Origin of the sequence: Methanoregula sp. (assembly GCF_035543475.1) — an archaeon.
Lineage (GTDB): Archaea > Halobacteriota > Methanomicrobia > Methanomicrobiales > Methanospirillaceae > Methanoregula.
On the sequence record NZ_DATKKA010000023.1, the window covers coordinates 158,624 to 176,842 of the forward strand.

The 18,219-nt window shown below is 54.0% G+C and carries 20 protein-coding genes and 1 tRNA gene; 10 read left to right on the forward strand and 11 right to left on the reverse strand.

What is annotated here, in order from left to right:
• Nucleotides 1-3 precede the first annotated feature (3 nt).
• Nucleotides 4-939: a TIGR00269 family protein gene (locus VMS83_RS08290; RefSeq protein ID WP_325411706.1), complete on the forward strand. Its 936-nt coding sequence runs from the start codon at nucleotides 4-6 to the stop codon at nucleotides 937-939.
• Here the strand turns inward: VMS83_RS08290 and fdhD are convergent.
• The 3 genes from fdhD to VMS83_RS08305 are packed head-to-tail and all read right to left on the reverse strand — an operon-like array spanning nucleotide 925 to nucleotide 2,927.
• On the reverse strand, nucleotides 925-1,692 hold the full coding sequence (gene fdhD / locus VMS83_RS08295) for a formate dehydrogenase accessory sulfurtransferase FdhD (protein ID WP_325411708.1): 768 nt from the start codon (nucleotides 1,690-1,692) through the stop codon (nucleotides 925-927). The two genes, VMS83_RS08290 and fdhD, sit on opposite strands and share 15 nt — an antisense overlap.
• A gap of 17 nt (nucleotides 1,693-1,709) precedes the next feature.
• Nucleotides 1,710-2,546, reverse strand: coding sequence for an ATP-dependent sacrificial sulfur transferase LarE (gene larE / locus VMS83_RS08300; protein ID WP_325411710.1), 837 nt, complete (start codon nucleotides 2,544-2,546; stop codon nucleotides 1,710-1,712).
• A 42-nt stretch (nucleotides 2,547-2,588) separates the two neighbouring features.
• Nucleotides 2,589-2,927, reverse strand: a complete 339-nt coding sequence (locus VMS83_RS08305; protein ID WP_325411712.1) for a transcriptional regulator — start codon at nucleotides 2,925-2,927, stop codon at nucleotides 2,589-2,591.
• 232 nt (nucleotides 2,928-3,159) lie between these two features.
• On the opposite strand from VMS83_RS08305, the gene nifS reads away from it, so the two are divergent.
• Genes nifS through VMS83_RS08330 form a run of 5 tightly spaced genes read left to right on the forward strand, consistent with a single transcriptional unit; the run spans nucleotide 3,160 to nucleotide 6,325 of the window.
• A complete protein-coding gene (gene nifS / locus VMS83_RS08310) occupies nucleotides 3,160-4,356 on the forward strand; it encodes a cysteine desulfurase NifS (protein ID WP_325411714.1) in 1,197 nt (398 codons plus the stop codon).
• Entirely contained in the window at nucleotides 4,349-4,783 is a 435-nt protein-coding gene (gene nifU / locus VMS83_RS08315) for a Fe-S cluster assembly scaffold protein NifU (protein WP_325411716.1), read from the forward strand. Before nifS ends, nifU begins: the two co-directional genes overlap by 8 nt.
• A gap of 42 nt (nucleotides 4,784-4,825) precedes the next feature.
• On the forward strand, nucleotides 4,826-5,593 hold the full coding sequence (locus VMS83_RS08320; RefSeq protein WP_325411718.1) for a HesA/MoeB/ThiF family protein: 768 nt from the start codon (nucleotides 4,826-4,828) through the stop codon (nucleotides 5,591-5,593).
• Between the two features lie 15 nt (nucleotides 5,594-5,608).
• A complete protein-coding gene (locus tag VMS83_RS08325) occupies nucleotides 5,609-5,887 on the forward strand; it encodes a ubiquitin-like small modifier protein 1 (RefSeq protein ID WP_325411720.1) in 279 nt (92 codons plus the stop codon).
• Nucleotides 5,888-5,899: 12 nt separating this feature from the next.
• On the forward strand, nucleotides 5,900-6,325 hold the full coding sequence (locus VMS83_RS08330; protein WP_325411722.1) for a molybdenum cofactor biosynthesis protein MoaE: 426 nt from the start codon (nucleotides 5,900-5,902) through the stop codon (nucleotides 6,323-6,325).
• A gap of 27 nt (nucleotides 6,326-6,352) precedes the next feature.
• Here the strand turns inward: VMS83_RS08330 and VMS83_RS08335 are convergent, their stop codons facing one another.
• Nucleotides 6,353-6,607, reverse strand: coding sequence for a hypothetical protein (locus VMS83_RS08335; RefSeq protein ID WP_325411724.1), 255 nt, complete (start codon nucleotides 6,605-6,607; stop codon nucleotides 6,353-6,355).
• Nucleotides 6,608-6,822: 215 nt separating this feature from the next.
• On the opposite strand from VMS83_RS08335, the gene VMS83_RS08340 reads away from it, so the two are divergent.
• On the forward strand, nucleotides 6,823-8,367 hold the full coding sequence (locus VMS83_RS08340; RefSeq protein WP_325411726.1) for a small ribosomal subunit Rsm22 family protein: 1,545 nt from the start codon (nucleotides 6,823-6,825) through the stop codon (nucleotides 8,365-8,367).
• An 892-nt stretch (nucleotides 8,368-9,259) separates the two neighbouring features.
• Here the strand turns inward: VMS83_RS08340 and VMS83_RS08345 are convergent.
• Nucleotides 9,260-11,134: an IPT/TIG domain-containing protein gene (locus tag VMS83_RS08345; RefSeq protein ID WP_325411728.1), complete on the reverse strand. Its 1,875-nt coding sequence runs from the start codon at nucleotides 11,132-11,134 to the stop codon at nucleotides 9,260-9,262.
• Entirely contained in the window at nucleotides 11,131-12,570 is a 1,440-nt protein-coding gene (locus VMS83_RS08350) for a hypothetical protein (RefSeq protein WP_325411730.1), read from the reverse strand. The genes VMS83_RS08345 and VMS83_RS08350 overlap by 4 nt, the downstream gene beginning before the upstream one ends.
• Nucleotides 12,571-12,843: 273 nt before the next feature.
• On the opposite strand from VMS83_RS08350, the gene VMS83_RS08355 reads away from it, so the two are divergent.
• Together VMS83_RS08355 and VMS83_RS08360 are read left to right on the forward strand one after the other, a co-directional pair.
• Nucleotides 12,844-13,440, forward strand: a complete 597-nt coding sequence (locus tag VMS83_RS08355) for a PAS domain-containing protein (RefSeq protein ID WP_325411732.1) — start codon at nucleotides 12,844-12,846, stop codon at nucleotides 13,438-13,440.
• A gap of 4 nt (nucleotides 13,441-13,444) precedes the next feature.
• Complete coding sequence (locus VMS83_RS08360; protein ID WP_325411734.1) at nucleotides 13,445-14,011, forward strand: DUF7504 family protein; 567 nt, start codon at nucleotides 13,445-13,447, stop codon at nucleotides 14,009-14,011.
• Here the strand turns inward: VMS83_RS08360 and VMS83_RS08365 are convergent.
• The 4 genes from VMS83_RS08365 to VMS83_RS08380 all read right to left on the reverse strand — a co-directional run bounded on the left by VMS83_RS08365 (nucleotide 14,006) and on the right by VMS83_RS08380 (nucleotide 16,278).
• Nucleotides 14,006-14,929: a DNA polymerase subunit beta gene (locus tag VMS83_RS08365; protein WP_325411736.1), complete on the reverse strand. Its 924-nt coding sequence runs from the start codon at nucleotides 14,927-14,929 to the stop codon at nucleotides 14,006-14,008. The two genes, VMS83_RS08360 and VMS83_RS08365, sit on opposite strands and share 6 nt — an antisense overlap.
• A gap of 16 nt (nucleotides 14,930-14,945) precedes the next feature.
• The gene (locus tag VMS83_RS08370; RefSeq protein WP_325411738.1) at nucleotides 14,946-15,518 is read right to left on the reverse strand and encodes an L-threonylcarbamoyladenylate synthase; all 573 of its coding nucleotides are present in this window, start codon (nucleotides 15,516-15,518) and stop codon (nucleotides 14,946-14,948) included.
• Nucleotides 15,518-16,198, reverse strand: coding sequence for a DUF5612 domain-containing protein (locus tag VMS83_RS08375; protein ID WP_325411740.1), 681 nt, complete (start codon nucleotides 16,196-16,198; stop codon nucleotides 15,518-15,520). Before VMS83_RS08375 ends, VMS83_RS08370 begins: the two co-directional genes overlap by 1 nt.
• Before the next feature lie 9 nt (nucleotides 16,199-16,207).
• Nucleotides 16,208-16,278, reverse strand: a tRNA-Gly gene (locus tag VMS83_RS08380).
• Nucleotides 16,279-16,486: 208 nt separating this feature from the next.
• Here VMS83_RS08380 and VMS83_RS08385 point away from each other — a divergent pair.
• Entirely contained in the window at nucleotides 16,487-17,410 is a 924-nt protein-coding gene (locus VMS83_RS08385) for a hypothetical protein (RefSeq protein ID WP_325411742.1), read from the forward strand.
• Between the two features lie 480 nt (nucleotides 17,411-17,890).
• Here the strand turns inward: VMS83_RS08385 and VMS83_RS08390 are convergent, their stop codons facing one another.
• A complete protein-coding gene (locus tag VMS83_RS08390; protein ID WP_325411744.1) occupies nucleotides 17,891-18,154 on the reverse strand; it encodes a hypothetical protein in 264 nt (87 codons plus the stop codon).
• Nucleotides 18,155-18,219: the final 65 nt, after the last annotated feature.

Consider the following 18,219-nt stretch of genomic DNA (forward strand, 5'->3'; position numbering starts at 1 on the left):
CCCGTGTACGGACCTGATGCTCACGGAGGAATTCCCGCCTGTTCCTGCTGCGGTGAACCTGCGGTCATCTTCCAGCCGGGAAAACAGCGCCATCTCTGCGGGACTCACCTCGTACAGGATGTCGAAGCCCGGGTTGCAGCAACAATGAAAGGAGAGGATCAGGTACGGCCCGGTGACCGGATAGCGGTTGGCCTGAGCGGAGGAAAAGACAGTACCGCGCTCCTTGTCATTCTCTCCCGGCTCCTGGACGGATGGAAAGGGGCATCTGTCATTGCCATCACCATTGACGAAGGTATTGCCGGGTACCGTGCCGACACCCTGCGGGCAGCAGAGGCCCTGACCCGGCAGCTCGGCGTGGAACACCATATCATCTCATTTTGTGACCTCTTCGGCAGGGACCTTGATGCACTCCTCCAGGGGCGGGAAACACAGGCCTGTACCATCTGCGGCATCCTGCGAAAAAAGGCCCTTGCGGATGCAGCCCGGGGAGCCGGGGCAACCGTGATTGCGACCGGCCACAACCTTGACGATGAGGCCCAGTCGGTACTGATGAATGCCTTCAGGGGAGATATCCCCCGCATGGTCAGAAACACCGGTACCGGCCGGTCGGGGCGTTTTCTCCCCCGGATAAAACCCCTTGCGGCAATTTCGGAAAAAGAGATTGCCGTCTATCTCTTTGTTCAGGGACTATTTTCCCCTCTCCCTGAGTGCCCGTATACACGGTATGCACTCCGTTCCGAAGTCCGGGCCATGCTTGCCGGGCTTGAGTGCCGGCATCCGGGAACCATGCTGCATCTCATGGAGAGCAAAAGAAAAATCGAACGCATGTGTGCAGGAACGCCCGTTATGGAGCATCTGCATCGCTGCCGGGAGTGTGGTGATCCCTGCTCCGGAGAGATCTGTCAGGTCTGCCGGCTCAGGCACTCAGTTCTGGAGTGATAATATCCCGGAAATCCGCTCCGGGTGGGAATAGATATTCATCCTGGTGCTTCGGACAAAACCGACGATGCAGACCCCGGTCTGCTCAGCGATGGTAACCGCAAGGGTTGTTGTTGCGCCGCGTGAGACCATCAGGGGAATATCTGCAACCAGGCATTTGCGCACCATCTCGGATGAAACCCGGCCGGAGCAGATGGCAAAGGTCCTCGAGAGATCGATCCTGTTTCTCAGCGCGTACCCGATTACCCGGTCAAGCGCGTTATGCCTCCCGATATCCTCGGAACAGGTGATAATGCCGCTTTCCGATGCTAACCCCACTACGTGGATCCCACCGGTGATGGAATGGAGTTCGGATTCAAGGACTTCTTTTGTGACAGTACGGAGTAAATCCGGTGAAATGGTGAGTTCTGAGGTGATCCGGGGTAGTTTTTCAGTATCAATAAACGATGCTGCCCCCCCACATCCGGAGAGGATCGTCTTTTTGGGGCCGAGCACCTTGAAGAGATTTTTGGTGATCACGCTGATGCGGTTTGTCTCGATCCTGATGGATTCGATCTCATCGGCGCTTTTGATGATCTGTTCGGTGAAGAGGTAACCGGTGGCAAAATCCTCAAGCCCGGTCGGGCTCATCATCGCGGTCATCGCGTGCCTCCCGTTCACAAATAAGGCTTCGGGAACTTCGTCGATAACCTCGTGTGTCCCGGATTTTGCAGTTTCCCCGTCCAGTTTGATGCAGGGCAGAGTCTTAAACATAAGTATGGGCATCAGGATCACCGGTTTTGTCGGGAGGACAATTTTTTACTGGCAGGAGGGAGTACCTCGTCCATGCTCCCGGTCCGGTATCCCTCCATGTCGAGGGTCACGTACGAGAACCCGAGTGCACGAAGGGCACATGCTACGGTCGCATGCATATCCAGTACTGCGTGCATCTCCTCTTTAGGTACTTCGATACGGGCAACCTTCCCATGTATGCGGACCCTTACCTGCCTCACGCCTTTCCCGTGCAGGAATGCCTCGGCTTCTTCTGCCATGCGGAGGTTGTCGCGGGTTATTTTATCCCCGTAAGGGATCCGGGAGGAGAGGCAGGCTGCAGAGGGTTTGTCCCAGAATGACAAACCCTCCGCCCGGGCGATCTCCCGGATATCGTTTTTGGTCAGGCCGGCGTCGAGAAACGGATGAATGATCCCCTCCTCGGTACTTGCGGCAAGGCCGGGCCGGTGCTCCCCCTTGTCGGAGAGATTGGTGCCATCGGCGACACAGACAAATCCCAGATCCTCTGCCCGCCGCCGGAGTACGGCAGCGGAATCCTTCTTGCACCAGTAACAGCGGTCCCCGGGGTTTCGTGTGAACCGTTCGTCCTCCATCACGCTCGCGGGAAGGATCTCCAGGTCAAGATGATATGTACGTGCGATGAGCCGGGCATCCTCAACTGCCTCCCTGGGGACGACCGGGCTGTCGAGCAGGACGCACCGGCTTTTCTTGCCCAGGGCTTCCCGGGCCAGCACCGCAAGGAGACTGCTGTCAACGCCGCCGGAAAAAGCGATAAGCATTGACCCCCTGCCGGCAATAAGGTCAAGGATCTGTTTTCGACGGGCTGGTATATCCATAGGGTCTGTACTCCGGATTGCAAAAAGAAAAAGAGACTGGGATCAACTGCCGCACCGGCGGTTTTCTGTGCTGCTCCCGCACTGGTATTCATCGCCTTCCCGGAGCTGGCGGCAGATATCGCAGGTACGCTGGACGAGATTGACCTCTTTGCCTTCTTTTAAATCCCGGGCCAGACGTTCGATGGATCGCTTCACATCGTTCTCGAACTCAATGCGATAGCCGCGTTTCCCGGAAAGGTACTGGGAGACGGCAGAAGGAGCGATGGCAAGCATTCGTGCCGCTTCGACCTGCGATACATCACATTTGACCAGCTCCACTGCAATAGCTGCACGGATGGCCGGCAGTACATCCCACACGATCTTCTGGCAGGGGGCTTCCATTATATCACAACCTTTAAGTTATCACAATTGTTACATAATAGATCGTATTCACAATTGTGAATTTGGTGTAAGGGCATAAATAAATTCCCGCATTTACCTGTCTGACGCGGCATCCTGACGGGATCTATCCCCTAAATGTCACAGCAAGGATTCGATACCGCCGCCGCGGGAGAACAAAAGAATAATCAGACGACACGCGCACCTATTCACTGCAAAGACGAGGATCTCGAGCATGGGAAATCAGCATATCATCTACATGGATCATTCCGCAACAACGTACACGAAGAAGGACGTTGTCGATGCAATGCTCCCCTACTTTACGCAGCACTTTGGCAATCCTTCGTCCATCTATGGTATTGCCCGTGAATCAAAACAGGCCATCGATGCGGCCCGGGCACAGGTGGCAAAAGCGATCGGGGCACAACCCGAGGAGATTTATTTTACCTCGGGGGGAAGCGAATCCGACAACTGGGCGATAAAAGGCGTTGCGTACGCCAACCGGAAGCGGGGTACCCATATCATTACCACCGGGATCGAGCACCACGCGGTCCTTCACACCTGCCAGTTCCTTGAAAAAGAGGGATTTACGGTCACGTATCTCCCGGTCGACCGGTATGGCCGCGTTGATCCCGCCGATCTTGAAAAGGCAATCACCGATAAGACGATTCTTGTCTCGATCATGTACGCAAACAACGAGATTGGGACGCTCGAACCGATCCGGGAACTTGCGGCCATTGCACAGAAGCACAAGGTGTACTTCCATACCGATGCGGTACAGGCAATCGGGAATGTCCCCCTCAATGTCAAGGATGAAAAGATCGATCTGCTCTCCCTTTCCGCACACAAATTCTACGGCCCCAAGGGTGTCGGGGCACTCTATATCAGGAACGGTGTCCGGATCGAGAACCTGATCCACGGTGGCGGACAGGAACGAAAGAAACGTGCCGGAACCGAAAATATCGCCGGGATTGTCGGGTGCGGAAAGGCTATCGAGCTTGCCACGGCTGATATTGAGGGTCACAATGCACGGATCCGGGCCATGCGCGACCGTCTCTCAAAAAGTATCCTTGAAACGATCCCCAACGCACGCCTCAACGGGCACCCGACAGAACGGCTTCCGGGAAACCTCAATATCAGCTTCGAGTTTATCGAAGGAGAGTCCATGCTCCTGTGGCTGGACGATGAGGGAATCTGCGCCTCGACCGGCAGTGCCTGCACATCCGGGTCGCTCGAACCTTCTCACGTGCTGCTTGCCACCGGCCTTCCCGTGGAGATCTCACACGGCTCGCTGCGGCTGACCCTTGGCGATGCCAATACGGAGGCCGATGTCGATTTTGTACTTGAGGTGCTGCCAAAAGTAGTGTCCCGCCTGAGGGAGATGTCCCCCCTGTACCAGAAAGCGGGAAAGAACGGAGGATGCAATGTATAGCGAAACGGTGATGGATCATTTCAAGAACCCGCGTAACGTCGGGGAGATCGAGAACCCCGATGGTGTCGGAGAGGTCGGGAATCCAGTCTGTGGCGATATCATGAAGATCTTCTTAAAGATCGAGAATAATATCGTTGTCGACGCGAAGTTCAAGACATTCGGCTGCGGGGCGGCAATCGCGTCGAGCAGCATGGCCACCGAACTGGTCCGGGGAAAGACTCTTGAAGAAGCATGGCAACTCTCCAACAAGGCAGTTGCCGAGGCTCTTGATGGCCTGCCGCCGATAAAAATGCACTGCTCGGTGCTCGCAGAGGAAGGAATCCACAAGGCAATCAACGATTACCGGGTGAAACACGGCCTTGAACCCTGGAAGGAGACCACATCTCACGCCCATGATCATGGTGAGGAGCCAGTGTGCGAGCATTAGTCCTCTGTACTTGTTGATGAACCGTTATTCTTGGTGAACCAGATGCTCTCTTCCCGCGAATGCGAACGGTACAAACGCCAGATGATGCTCTTTGGCGATGAGGGGCAGGAACGGCTCAAAAAGGCCCATATCTTCATTGCCGGGGCCGGTGGACTAGGTTCCCCGGTTGCAATATACCTTGCAGTGGCAGGAGTCGGGACTATCACCGTGGTAGACAAGGATGTGGTCGACCAGTCCAATCTCAACCGGCAGATCCTACATTATGACCGGGACATCGGCAGGAAGAAGGTAGAGTCGGCAGAAGAGAAACTGCAGGCCTACAATCCTGATATTACCGTTCGTGTGATCGACACAACCATCGATGAATCGAATGCAGCCTCGCTGATCGGGCGTGCCGGCGGTATTGTCGATGCAATGGACAACTACGCAACCAGGTATCTCCTCAACGAGATTGCGCAGGCAAAAAAGATCCCGCTCTTCCACGGAGCTATACGGGGGTTCTACGGCCAGGCGACCACCATTCTCCCGGAGGAGACTGCCTGCCTGCGCTGTATCTTCCCCTGCGCACCCCCCCAGGAGGTCTTCCCGGTGGTAGGTGCGACGCCGGGAGTGATCGGTACGATCCAGGCCACCGAGGTGCTCAAGTATATCCTTGGTACCGGGGATCTGCTCACAAACCGGCTGCTGATCTGGGATGGCATGGCCATGCATGCAGAAGAGATCCGGTTTGAACAAAACCCTGCCTGTCCTGCCTGTGGAGTGAGACGCGGTTCGAAAATGGCGCAGGCATCAGAAGGAAAGAAACCGTAAAAAGAGGAAGACAGAATGACAGTCAGGGTCAGGTTTTTCGCCCGGTTCCGGGAGCTGCTCGGTACCGATATCAATGTCACGGTACAGGAGGGAACGCATATTAGTTCCCTGGTCAGGGAAATAGCGGAAAAGAACAAGGAAGGGTACGATGCCATCTTCGATCCAAAGGGAGCATTCCGGGAGTTTGTGATTATCATGCAGAATGGCAAACGCGTTGACACTGCCGATGCAGGGTCGACTCCGGTCGCGGATGGCGACGAAATTGCAGTTTTCCCGCCAGTAGCGGGAGGGTAAACCGGGTGCGGCATGATCGCGATCCAGACCGAGGACATTGATATCGGGGCCCTGATCAACAATGCCAGGAAGCGGGGGACCGGGGCGATCGTTGTTTTTGACGGCATAGTCCGGGATGACGATATCCGTGCGATGGAGCTGGAAGCATACGAGGAAGTGGCAGTTCCCGAGCTCGAGAAGATTGCATCAGAGGCAACAGCTGCCTACAACCTTATTTCCGTAGATATTATCCACAGGATCGGCCGTCTTGCCCTTGGGGAAAACATCCTCGTAATCGTGGTGAGCGCGGGCCACCGCAAAGAAGCCTACGAAGGCTCCCGGTTTATCATCGAGGCAATCAAGGCCGGCGTCCCGATCTGGAAAAAGGAACTCTCCCGCGACGGTGACCGCTGGGTGCCCGGGGAGCACCCGCACGGCAGCGGAAAAAAGATCGTATAATCGTATCAGGGTTACTGCAGGCCCTTTTCAGGCCACTTTCTTTTCGGTAAGTTTCCGGTACATCTCTTCGCCTACGCACTCTTTTGCATGCTTGCACCACTGCACACACGAAGCAATATCATTGTAGATCACAAACCCGCAATTGCTGCATTTTGCGGAGACATCGTTGGAGAAGATCTCAACCTCCTCACCACACTGGGGGCACTTCTTGATGGATAATGTCGGGGTTCGTATATTTGCTGCACCGGGACAGTGATCGTACATGACAGCTTCCTCTGGCACATAGGTTGTTTTCCCGGCTCATGAACCGGATGGTTCGGGACAATTTCCCGAGATAACAGACGGGAGAGCGGCTGCAGGACCTCACGGAATACCGGGAAAACCGTCAGGGCTCCGGGGGCAGGAGTCATCCAAAGATGTATGAGCGCCCGCGGCAAAGATTCCGGCAGATTATGGCCGTAAATCAGTTTCTTTCTACGGTAAAATACGTGGCAGGAATGAAATCTTCCTTCCTGCTTTCCGAGCTTACGGCCTATCTGGACGAATCGCAGACCGTCGAACAGATGTACGCGACGCTCAGGCCGCACCTTGCCGGGCTCGGGCTTGCCGCACACAAGACCGGTGAAGACTACACAATTTCGCGGCTGCAACCATCCCTGCCCTATATCCTGAATGCTGCTGAGGAAAAACGCCTTAATGCGTACCTTTCCCTCAGCTCCATGCCTTCAGTTCTTGAAGAGGCCATAGAACAGTATATCACCAGAAAAACCGGCAAAGACTGGTCTGATCCGGTTATTCTCGAACGGCTCCGCCGTGCGATTGTCTCCCAGAAGAACGATTACTGGAAACCGACAGGCCAACGGTCGCTCCAGTACACGAAAGGATATGCAGTACTCGGGTATCTCGCGTATCATTTCCCGGTCTATTTCATGCAGGCCCGGCACCTGCTCGCTATGCTCGCCCGCGATGGCCTGCTTAAACCGGAGATGACAATTCTCGATCTCGGCACCGGGCCGGGAGTCATACCGCTTGCCATTGATGATTTCTGGATGTGTCTTGATTCGGCCCGGGCGACCGTCCATTCGATCGAGCGTTCAAAAGAGAACATTGAGGCATTCGGTGCCCTGGCACAGAGCATTGCCACAAACAATTCCCCGGTGATGATAGAGCCCCCGCAGGAAGCGGATATTATCTCCTCCGGAGATGTGGCAATCCCCGACCATGTAGACCTGATGGTCTTTTCCAACGTGCTCAACGAACTGGCCGGCCTCCCGGTGGCAGCACGGGCAGACCTCGTTATGGAGTACGTAAAACGGCTTGCACCTGACGGGACGATCCTTATTATCGAACCGGCGGAAGAGGCGACCTCCACCGGCCTGCGTGTCCTTGCCCTTGCACTCAAGAAGCGGGGGCTCTCCATCTATGCGCCCTGCACCTTTGTCTGGGGGACCAACTGCACACCGGACCGGTGCTGGAGTTTCCAGACGGCCCCCTCCCTCCGGCCCACCCGGATCATGAACACGCTCTCGGCATGCAACGAACCGTTCCGGTACGTGAACACCGACATCAAGTACAGTTACGTGATTTTGCGCAAGGACGGGAAGGTCAGAACTTCCTGTAGTATCCCCAGGGGTACGAAAGCACAGCGTTTGTCCAAGGTACACCTGAACGTGGGAAAACGGATCACGGTAGTGGCGGCGAAGATGTCAGAGGATCTCGGGGATAAGGAGACCCATATCTTCAGGCTCTGCGACGGCTCTGCGGAAAAACCGGTCTACGCGGTGCTGCCCACGTTTCATATTATGCCCTCCAATCGCGAGCTGGGGTCTGCACCGTACGGGACCGTTCTTGAGATCCGGGACGTGCTGGTGCGGTACAACCCGGCGCACGATGCGTATAACCTACTGGTGAACAGGGAGACGGGGGTAACCCCCGTATCAAACCAGGGTGATCCGACCCGGTCTAATCCGGGCTCAATACGGCCTCCGCTGGGCATCCGGCACTCCCCAGAAAAGCCCAAATCGGGCTCCGTTTCAAAATAACCTTAAATCGGGCTTATTTTGGCAAACGGACGAAATAAAACGTTCACGTATTGCGTTTCTGTGGGCAGATCTCAGTTGAGATCGTGTCTTTGACTGTTGGAGAAATAACTGCCCTGCAAATGGCCTCCATGGGGCTGTAAAGGGTATTATATGGGGCTCAAATTAGGCGTATTTTTCGAAACGGAGCGCTATAATTGGGTTATTTTACGACCTCTCGAATCGGGGGTCAATTTGGGGTTTTCGTAATTTTCGCTCCTAAAATCCGGCAACCGGCCGGAGTACAATTAGAAAAAATCCCTTATGAGTCTGCATTCATTTCAGGGCTAATTCAGGACAATGCTATCGTGGTATCGGGTATTATTACATTCTTGCTCGGGTTTTTTCTTACAAAATGAGAGAAAGATGTACTGAGGGAGAGTAGTGTGCTCTCCGGCTCTCCCGGGTCTTTTTTTGCCAACCGGAAAACGGGGGATTGTAATCGTTGAAAAAATTTCCGGAGATCTTGAGGAAAAAGACACGCGGCTCTTCAATATCTGTAACGGTTTTTTGGAAAAACCGGTCTACGCAGTGCTGCCCACGTTTCATATTATGCCGGCCAATCGCGAGATGGGGTCTGGGCGCCGTACGGGATCGTGGTTGAGAGCCGGACGTGCTGTTGTGCGGTATAACCTGGCACATGAAGCATATAACCTGCTGGCGAGCAGGAATACGGAAATCAATTCCCAGCCCTGTGTGTAGAAAGACCTAATAAAAATCAGGGAGAACGGGTGGGTAGGCACGATCCCATTTGTTAACATGTTTTTCCAGATTGCCGGAAACCAAGATCTCCAGTCTAGGGGCCATTGATAGCCGTTTGTTGTGACGACGTCTTCATTCTGTTTTCGCCCAAGAATTAATAGTATTTTAGTATGACGATACCGATGTATCCAGCGCCTCCTGAAGTACCTGTCTGACCGCCGCCGCCACCGCCACCACCGTAGTAGGTAGCAGGGCTCCCTGAAGAAGCACCGGCGCCACCGTTGCCTCCACCACCGGCACCACCAGTACCAGCTGTTTGCCCGGCATAGGCACCGCCACCGCCACCACCGGCATATTGTGTGTTAGTCCCGGATATACTCGAATAGAGCCCAGGTCCACCAGCACCTCCTGTATAAGGAGCTGAACCGGTAACGGATCCACCAGCACCACCGGCGCCACCACCGCCACCGCCCATATAACTGCCTCCTGCAATGTTTGCTGTTCCACCGGCATATCCTTGACCCGCGGTTCCCGTTCCGGCAGTACCGGTCCTTGTGGCACCCCCGCCGGAACCTCCATTTGCTCCGCCATAAACCCCCGCGGCACCGCTACTACCGCCACCGCCCCCACCGGTTGCGGTAAACGTTGAAAATGTAGAGTTAGTCCCGTTTGTACCACGAGCGCTTGTACTTGTTGACCCTGCTCCACCGGTACCAATAGTTACCGAATAAGAAGTGGATAATCCACCTGTTATGGTGCCAGTGAGGAATCCACCAGCGCCACCGCCACCGCCGTAACGCCCGCCGCCACCACCGCCTCCCACTACGAGGTATTGGACGTTTGCGGCACCCGAAGGTACGGTCGATGTGCCTGATGATGTGAAAGTCTGGATTATGTAATAATCGTAGGCCCCTGTTCCGGTAGCGCTACCACCAGCTGTGGTGACAACAACGTTTGCTAACCCGGCTGATCCCGACGGAGTAGATGAAGGAGTGGTTGCGGTGAGCGAACTACTGTTACTGACCGAGATGCTGGTTGCTGTTATACCACCAATGGTGACACTGGTCGCTCCTGCAACAAAGTTCGTTCCGGTTATGGTGACACTGGTTCCTCCTGACGAAGGGCCGGTTGCCGGTGAAATACTGATAAACGTCGGAGCTGCTGTATAGGTGTATGCGTTGATCCCGGTTGCGCTGCCTCCAGGTGTGGTGATTATAACGTTTACCATCCCGGCTGCTTGGGCGGGTGTAGTTGCTGTGATTGAAGTATCGTTGTTCACTGTGAACGATGCCGGTGCACCGCCAAAGGTTACTGCAGTGGCACCCGTAAAGCCCGTCCCGGTGATTGTTACTATGGTACCTCCCGTTAACGGGCCGGCTGTTGGACTAAGGCTGGTATACATCGGGATCAGTGTAAACGATGCGGAAATAGTGTGAGCCGTTGTGACATTAGTAAACGTGTAACTCGTTATTGCACCCTGGGATACGCTGTCCACGGAAACCCCGGTGATATTGTACCCGGTATTCGGTGTGATGGTGAAGGACTGGCTCCCACCATAGGTCACACTCACGGTGCCACTCGGGGAGATACTTCCGCCAGCTGATGCTGATGCAGTTATCGTGCATGGTCCCGCCGGCCCGAAAGAGGAAGAGGCCACAATTACCGGAGATCCCGAACCAATATACTCGATCTGCACGCTCGATGGCGGAGTGGTTCCTGGGAGAGTATAGGTGAGGGTCTCTCCAATTGACCACGTTGCAGGGGGATTGAACTTCGACGTAAGGTCATTACCGTTTATCAGAATTAAATAGGTCCCGTTTTGAAGTGCATCCCCTCCATCATGCTTGATAGACACGGTCTGGCTCTGGATTGAGGTGACGACGCTGACCGAAGGGATCTTCTGGGCCTGGGGCTGGGAGAGCACAGCGACGGCAATGACCGATCCGGCAAGGACGACTATCGAAATCAACAGGACTGTCCCGATGATCTCGGAGACTGCATAATCCTGTCTTCTGCCGGATATTTTCATGAACTCCCCGCACTCTGCACATTGGCCGAAAGGTTTGCAGCTGCCACTTGAAGTGTAATATGTGGATTGCCATCGTTTATTCCATTTAATTGGATGTAACTGCCGTTGGTGACAGTACCAACGGTATAATACGTAGTCGGGATCCCCCCAGTCTGGTTTGCCGCTGAGTTCAGGTAGTTCGCCCACATTGTGGCAGCATTTGGATCCGGTGTTGTGATATTAATGCTTGCGTTCCATGTATTGGGACTGACTGGCGCATACGGCAGGCTGCCGGAATTGGAATCAAGGGACGTTGATACCTGTGCCGGGCTGGTACCACCGATCGCACCTGAGTTCGCAGGATCATATGCAATTACGATAATGTTCACGGTAATGTTTCCGTTCCCGTTGTTGACGAATATTATCTCCGGCGGAAGTTTGTACGTGATTCCGTCGATTTGGGAGAGAAACACCCCGCCCATCTGAGTATAGTAACTCTGGGGAATCCAGTAGTTGTTGCTGGCAGAGTACTCGATGGCACCGAGCGGAACTGAATAGGTATAGTTTGACTGGGCTTTGTAGGCATACTGGGTGGTTACTGTTGGAGAAGTGAGTGGTGGAGTCCCAATTGTTGAAAAAGTCATTGTTGCAGGATATGTGATAGTCGATTGTAATCCGTATGCCGCATCGAGCAGATTGATTGAATAAGGCGTATTGGGATTAATATTGGAATATACTACTGCCCTGTTCAGGGTTGTAACGCCATTTTTCATCACAGTCACCGTAATATCGGAACCATAACAGGATGACTGATAGGTCACATTGACATTATTTAAATTTGAGGAGGATGCAATCAGGCAATCGGATATATCCGGGGTAACATTGACAGAAACGTTCCAGCCACTCCCTGTGATCGCGACACTTCCGGGAGTCCCCCCCGTTGAGGTAATGTTCCAAAATGCATTTGGCGTTGAGAGGTTTATCAAGAGGCTCGAAGGAGCATTCGAATAAGTCTGGGTTGTGGGAATCGATATCGGACCAACTGATGTTGCTGCACTCGTATTGGAGATATAGGAAGTCGATGAAATCGTAAAAATTTCGGGGGTAGTTGTCCGCTGGTTAATCGCAAGTGAGCCACTCGACCCGACAGGCTGCAGGATTGGAATAATGCTGGTGCTTCCCTGTGCAGTCTGGCCGGCAGTGCCCAGCGGGAAGCTGGTACTTATAGCAAGACCAGTCTGGTGATTTGTCCAGAGCGAATCGACATTTATTTTGTACGCGATAAACTGGTCTTGTACATCGTTCATATGATTGATCTCATTTTCCCGGCCCTGCAATGGGACGCCGTAAACGAGGTACAGGGAGAATGCGGCCATAACGATCCCGATAATAAGCACGAACCCTATCACTTCAGAAAGGGCCTGCTCCCTGCCAGACCCCGCAGAACCGCATCTCATGTTCAGATTATTCGTATATGGCTCGGTTTATAAAGTTGTTAGTGTCCGTTTTCTCCATCCCTTGAGATCTCCGGCTGGATTTTCCTGAAAATCCCTTCATGCAGCCTGGGGGGATCAGGATCAGTATCTGGGATCTCTACCTCCGTGGAATTATATCGGCAAGATGTTTATAACCGGAGGTATAGATTAAAGCAGGGGGTTATCGATCTGGTCAAGAAAGGAAAATCCGGTTCAGGTACACCACAGAATATCTCGGGCAACGATGTCTTCAAAATGGTCTTTGACAGGATCCAGACCGGTATCCTGATCATCGATCCTGAGACCCATACGATTAGCGACGTTAACAACCATGCCGAATCGTTGCTTGGGGTAACAAAAGACAATCTTATCGGGAAAGTCTGCCATGACTTTGTCTGCCCGGCGCATTGTGGCCAGTGCCCGATCACCGATCTGCACACGCCGCTCCATAACGCTGAATGGGCCCTCATAACTCCCGGCGGCGAAAAGATCCCTATCCTGAAAACTGTGGCAAATGCGACTCTCGAAGGAAAAGAGTACCTGATTGAAAGTTTTGTGGATATCCGCGACCGGAAAAAGGCCGAGGATCGCCGGATCGCCCTCATCAGCTACCTCAACGAATCAGTCCTCCGGGTTAAAAAGCCCCTTGAGCTTACCGGTAAAAACCTCCTTGATATCGAACAGCAGCTCGGGTCCGGTGATTATTCCCCGGAGGATATACGGTTGCAGATACGGCTTCAGGCAAACAATATCATAACCATGGCAGCTACCCTGCAGGAACTGGCAGACAAGGCGGCAGAAGAACGGGAAGATATACCAGAACGGTTCCGGGAATTTTTCATCGGGAAGTGACGATATGGACCTTGTTCCGGACCTGAACCTTGCTACTGATACCCGGCTCTACCTCCTGCTCTCTGCTCCCCACGATATCAATGCGATGAATCTTCAGGTGATCAAAAAGATCCTTGCCTCGCAGTGTACTCCGCTCATCATCTCGTTAAACCAGCCAAGTCAGGTACTGGTCAAATCCTATGCAAAAGAAGGAATTGCCCTGGATCAGTACTATGTCATCGATGCCGTCACCCAGTATTCGGGAGGCTCCCCTCTCCCGAATGAACATATCCGGTATGTCCACCACCCGGCCGATCTGACCGGCCTTGGAATCGCCATCACGGAGTCTCTCCACCATATCCCCTCCCGGCGCATCTGCATCATCTTTGATTCGGTAAGCATGCTCCTGATCCATATACCCTCGGCGAGCGCCTCAAAATTTCTCCATTTTGTGATCAACAAGCTCAAGATATCTGAGATATCGGGAGTGTTTTTATGTGTTGAAAACGGTCTTGACCCTTCAATCCTTGCCCAGATGGAGGCGTTTGTTGATAAAATCGTGAGTTACGATGATCTCAAAAGGTCCTCATGACTCAAGCAGCGTTTTTGATACGATATATTCCCCTTTTGCTTCGCGGGTTGTACCAACAATAAGCCATTGTTCCGGTCCGTGCTGCTCCAGGATCCCGCAGGCCTCGATCGTCTCTCCCGTGAGTGCCTGTCCGCTGTATGTATGGGTGAACGAAAGGACCCGGCTCACCGACTCATGGTCAATGATATACACCGCCGGGTTGTCAAACGCAAGTGAGGCATCGGTCACGGTTGCCTCGATTGTCACCTTGCCGAGGTTTTCTCCTTTCCCGGCACCGGCTCCGGTGAGGTTGTCATAGGATCTCGTGTACAGGATATCGAAATAGGTACCGTCGATCTGACCCCGGTTCCACTTCCGCTGTTCATGGAGAACAAAAACCTCGTAGGAGATATCCGGTTTCCGTTTCTCATACACCCTGCGCCACATCTCCGGGGACATGCCTTCGATCCTGCCTTCGGCGATACCGCGCCGGACCTTAGCCTGTGCAAAAAACCAGTCTGTGCCGTACACCACCATGTCAATATCCGAACTCTCGTTTTCAAGACCGCACAGGAGCGACCCGGTACATCCGACTGCTCCCTGTGGCAGGGAGAAAAGTTCAAGCAGGCGCCTGACCCGGCTGTGAGATGAGGCGATACGGGCGATCTCCAGATCCGGCTTTAGTACCTGGCGCAGGTCCCCGAGCGGTATGCGCTGGACAAGCCCGGCGTACGCCGGTTTCTCGCGTGCAATCCGGGCATAAGCATCCTCAAAATCGTACTTGCGGTACTGCTGGCCGGAGGGACCTGTCCGCTCCCCCCCGCTCTCCGGAATATAACGAAGTACGCATCCCACTTCGTTTTCGTTGTCGTAGGTAGAGACCGCATAGATCCAGCCGTCAGGATCGACTACAAAATCGCGGAGCCGGATGGGAAGCATGAGAGCAGCCTCTGTGTCAGCAGGAACGGAGGAACGCTTCAATAGCATCTGCCTCGGCTCCACGCCGGACTATCTCTTTTCTGACCAGATCCACGACGGTGCTTGGGGTTCCTGGAAGCCTTCCTCCATCGATAAAAAGATCGCGGGGCACGGTGCATTCCTCCGGTGTCTGCGGGTCTTTTGCCCCCGAGAGATTCGCGCTGGTCGCGGTAATCGGTGCATCGAACCGCTCGATGACCTGGAGGGCTAGCTCATGGGCCGGGATACGGATGCCGATCATGCCGGTTCCGCCGGTCAGGATGCCGGGAAGCATCGTACGCGCCGGTACCACAACCGTCACCGCCCCCGGGAGAAACCTTTCTATGAACTCTTCCATAGTGCTGTCCACATGGGAGACTGCAGCCAGCATCTCAACATCACAGACCGCTATGGATATCGGTTTTGAGAAGTCCCGCTTCTTGGCCGCATAGACCTTTTCGATGGCCTCATCGGAAAAGGCATCGGCTCCCAGACCGTAGAGCGTATCGGTAGGGTACACGACGAGGCCGTCATGCATCAGCACCGAGACTGCCCGCTCGATGATATCCATTAAAATTCCCTGCCGCGGACCCTTTTTATATCGAATACTGCCTTGCTGCTTACCTGCATCACGGCAAATACGCCGGCCTGTATCGGATCGGTGACCACGAGATCGGCATGTTCGGGTACGGTCCCTGCCATCTTGAGTGCAATGACCGGGATGCCGGCCTCCCGGACCCGGTCTACGGCATTTGAGATCTCTCCGCCCATGATCGATCCGGCAAGCACGAGAATGGAGGCGCGGGGGAGACGGGAGACTGCATCAACCGCAAGCGCCAGAGTGCGTTCTCCTACGAGAGGGATGGTATCGACCGATATCCTCTCGCCACGGATATTGTGCCGGTCAGCCTCGTTGACAGCACCAAGTGCAACCTGGGCAACCTGTGCCCCGCCGCCAATGATGATGACCCGCGAACCGAAAATATCCCCGAACGGCTGAAAGCTCTTCACGTCCCTGACGGACTTTATCGCTTCGAGGTCGCGCACCAGATGTTCGCGGTCTTCGGGACCGTGTTCATATTCAAGGTAGAGCTCCCCCATCCCGGCATAAGGGCCGGAATCGAAGATCTCCTGGTTGATCATGAGGATATTTGCCCCATGACCGGCAATCACGGTTGCGATATCCCGCAGAACGCCACTGGTATTTTCCGCTATAATCCGCATTGCACAGCGTTCGTGTTCCGTGTCCATAACAACAGATGCGATAGCCGGGGATCGAACCCGGGTTAGAAGCTTGGGAAGCTCCTGTCCTGCCGCTAGACTACTATCGCGAGAATTACACCTGCTCTATGATATTGCCTTATTTCGAAGATAAATATAGTGTTCCCCCGGGGCATGGGCGGGTTTTAGAGATATTTTTATGAACGGCGGTGAAGCATTATAAACATACATTCAATGCGAATGCGATGGCAGCCCGGCCCATACCGGGACGCATCCACGTGATCATAAAAAATAACCGTATTCCGGGAGATCAGCATCATGAAATCATACCACATTTTCCTGATCCTTGTGCTGGCTGGAGCAGCCAGTATCCTGCTTTGTCCGGCAGTAATGGCGGACTCGGGGACCTCTGGTGTACTTTACCAGAACAATTTTGCGACCAATCCCCAGCTGACAACCAATAACCCCTCGTCGGACTACTGGGATCCCACCCAGGAGATGTACCATTTCGGTATAGAACCGAGTACCGGCAATTATGCCTATACCGCACCGATAACCTACAACAGTGGCTCGTTCACGCTGGAGTATGATATTATCATCGCACAGATGGATCCCGGCGCAACGTTCCGGATGGGTTTTACCGGGACCGATATGGACTTTAACAAGGGCCCCAACGTGATCACCGCTTTTACCAACAACAAGAATGGCCTGATCATGGTGCTTCATACAGTCTCCCCCAGTGCCATCCAGAAAGATGTAACCAGCGAGATGGCATCATACGGGGGGCCGACCGTTAATTACCAGCTTAATACCACCTACCATGTCAAGGTGGATTATAACAATGATACGAGCGTTGTGACCGAGACTGTCAGCAATAAACAGACCGGCCAGACGCTCTGGAGTTACTATACCACATCCCAGTCGCCTCTCAAGGGAATGAACCGGGTTTACTTAGGCAATGTCGGCGACTACGGCACAATGGGCCTGTATGCTATCGGGTGGATCGATAACATTCGTCTCTCGGTTCCGGTTGCCCCCACTCAGGCAACCCCTACCACTCAGCCCATAATCACCCAGCCCACGTATGCGATTAACCAGACCGTGACGACAAATCCCCTGGTCACCTACACTCCTATCCCCACGGGTACAAAGAAGTCCCCGTTATCTGGATGGGGTGCCGTGGTCGCTCTCGGGATCATCGGATTCCTTGCCGTCCTACAAGCTGCAGATAAAAAGAGATAAGGACCTCTTAACATGGAGCGCCGCGTGCTGCCGGTGGTGCGTCCATTCCCCATTTTTTGAAGCACCCTCGGGCGATCCGCTGGCAGGGACTCGGAATTATGTACTCCCGGGGGCCGGTTATATTCGCCGTAAGAACGGAAATTTTTCTTTTTAAGAAAAGATCGTGTTGTGATTTTTTAGAATCTCATCAGGGTACTGTCCGATGAGTACGTATTTTTTTAATGGGTACCTGCCTCCTGCTTTCCCTCTCATAATCATGGATTGGCCGACTAAAAGGGTCGAGGGGCTCCCGGATTTAATCAAAATGGCATTGTGAGAAGGGAACTGTATCTAAAAAAGTGGGTATGGGGTGGCTTATATGAAGCCTGGAGGATGTGCATTAGGGTTCCCTGACAGGACCGCTCCATGGGTGGTGCGTCCTTTCCGGGTATGGTGGGATGTTGCTGCTCATCTTAACTGTCAGACCATCCCTTCTGTCACTCATGGAAAATCCAGAGGCGTTTCAGGAAAGGATGCCGATGCAGTGGTCATTCGTTCATACGGATGCATGGTGCTGCCGGAGGAACCGGGCCCGGACAGGCAGGCTGCGTTGGAGCCATCCGGGGCCTGCCCTGAACCCCCGATGACCGTTTCCTGCCAAGCCGGAAACATATCCCCGGTCTTTCCTGCACTCACCGGATGTACCACAAGGCCGATCATGAGCAGGAGCATTGCCGTTCCCATCAGGATCTTGCCGGTATCCATGCGAGTGCCTCCGTTTCGTTCTGTTCATGGGTCGGTGACACGCCGATATATGTCCCGGGTATCAC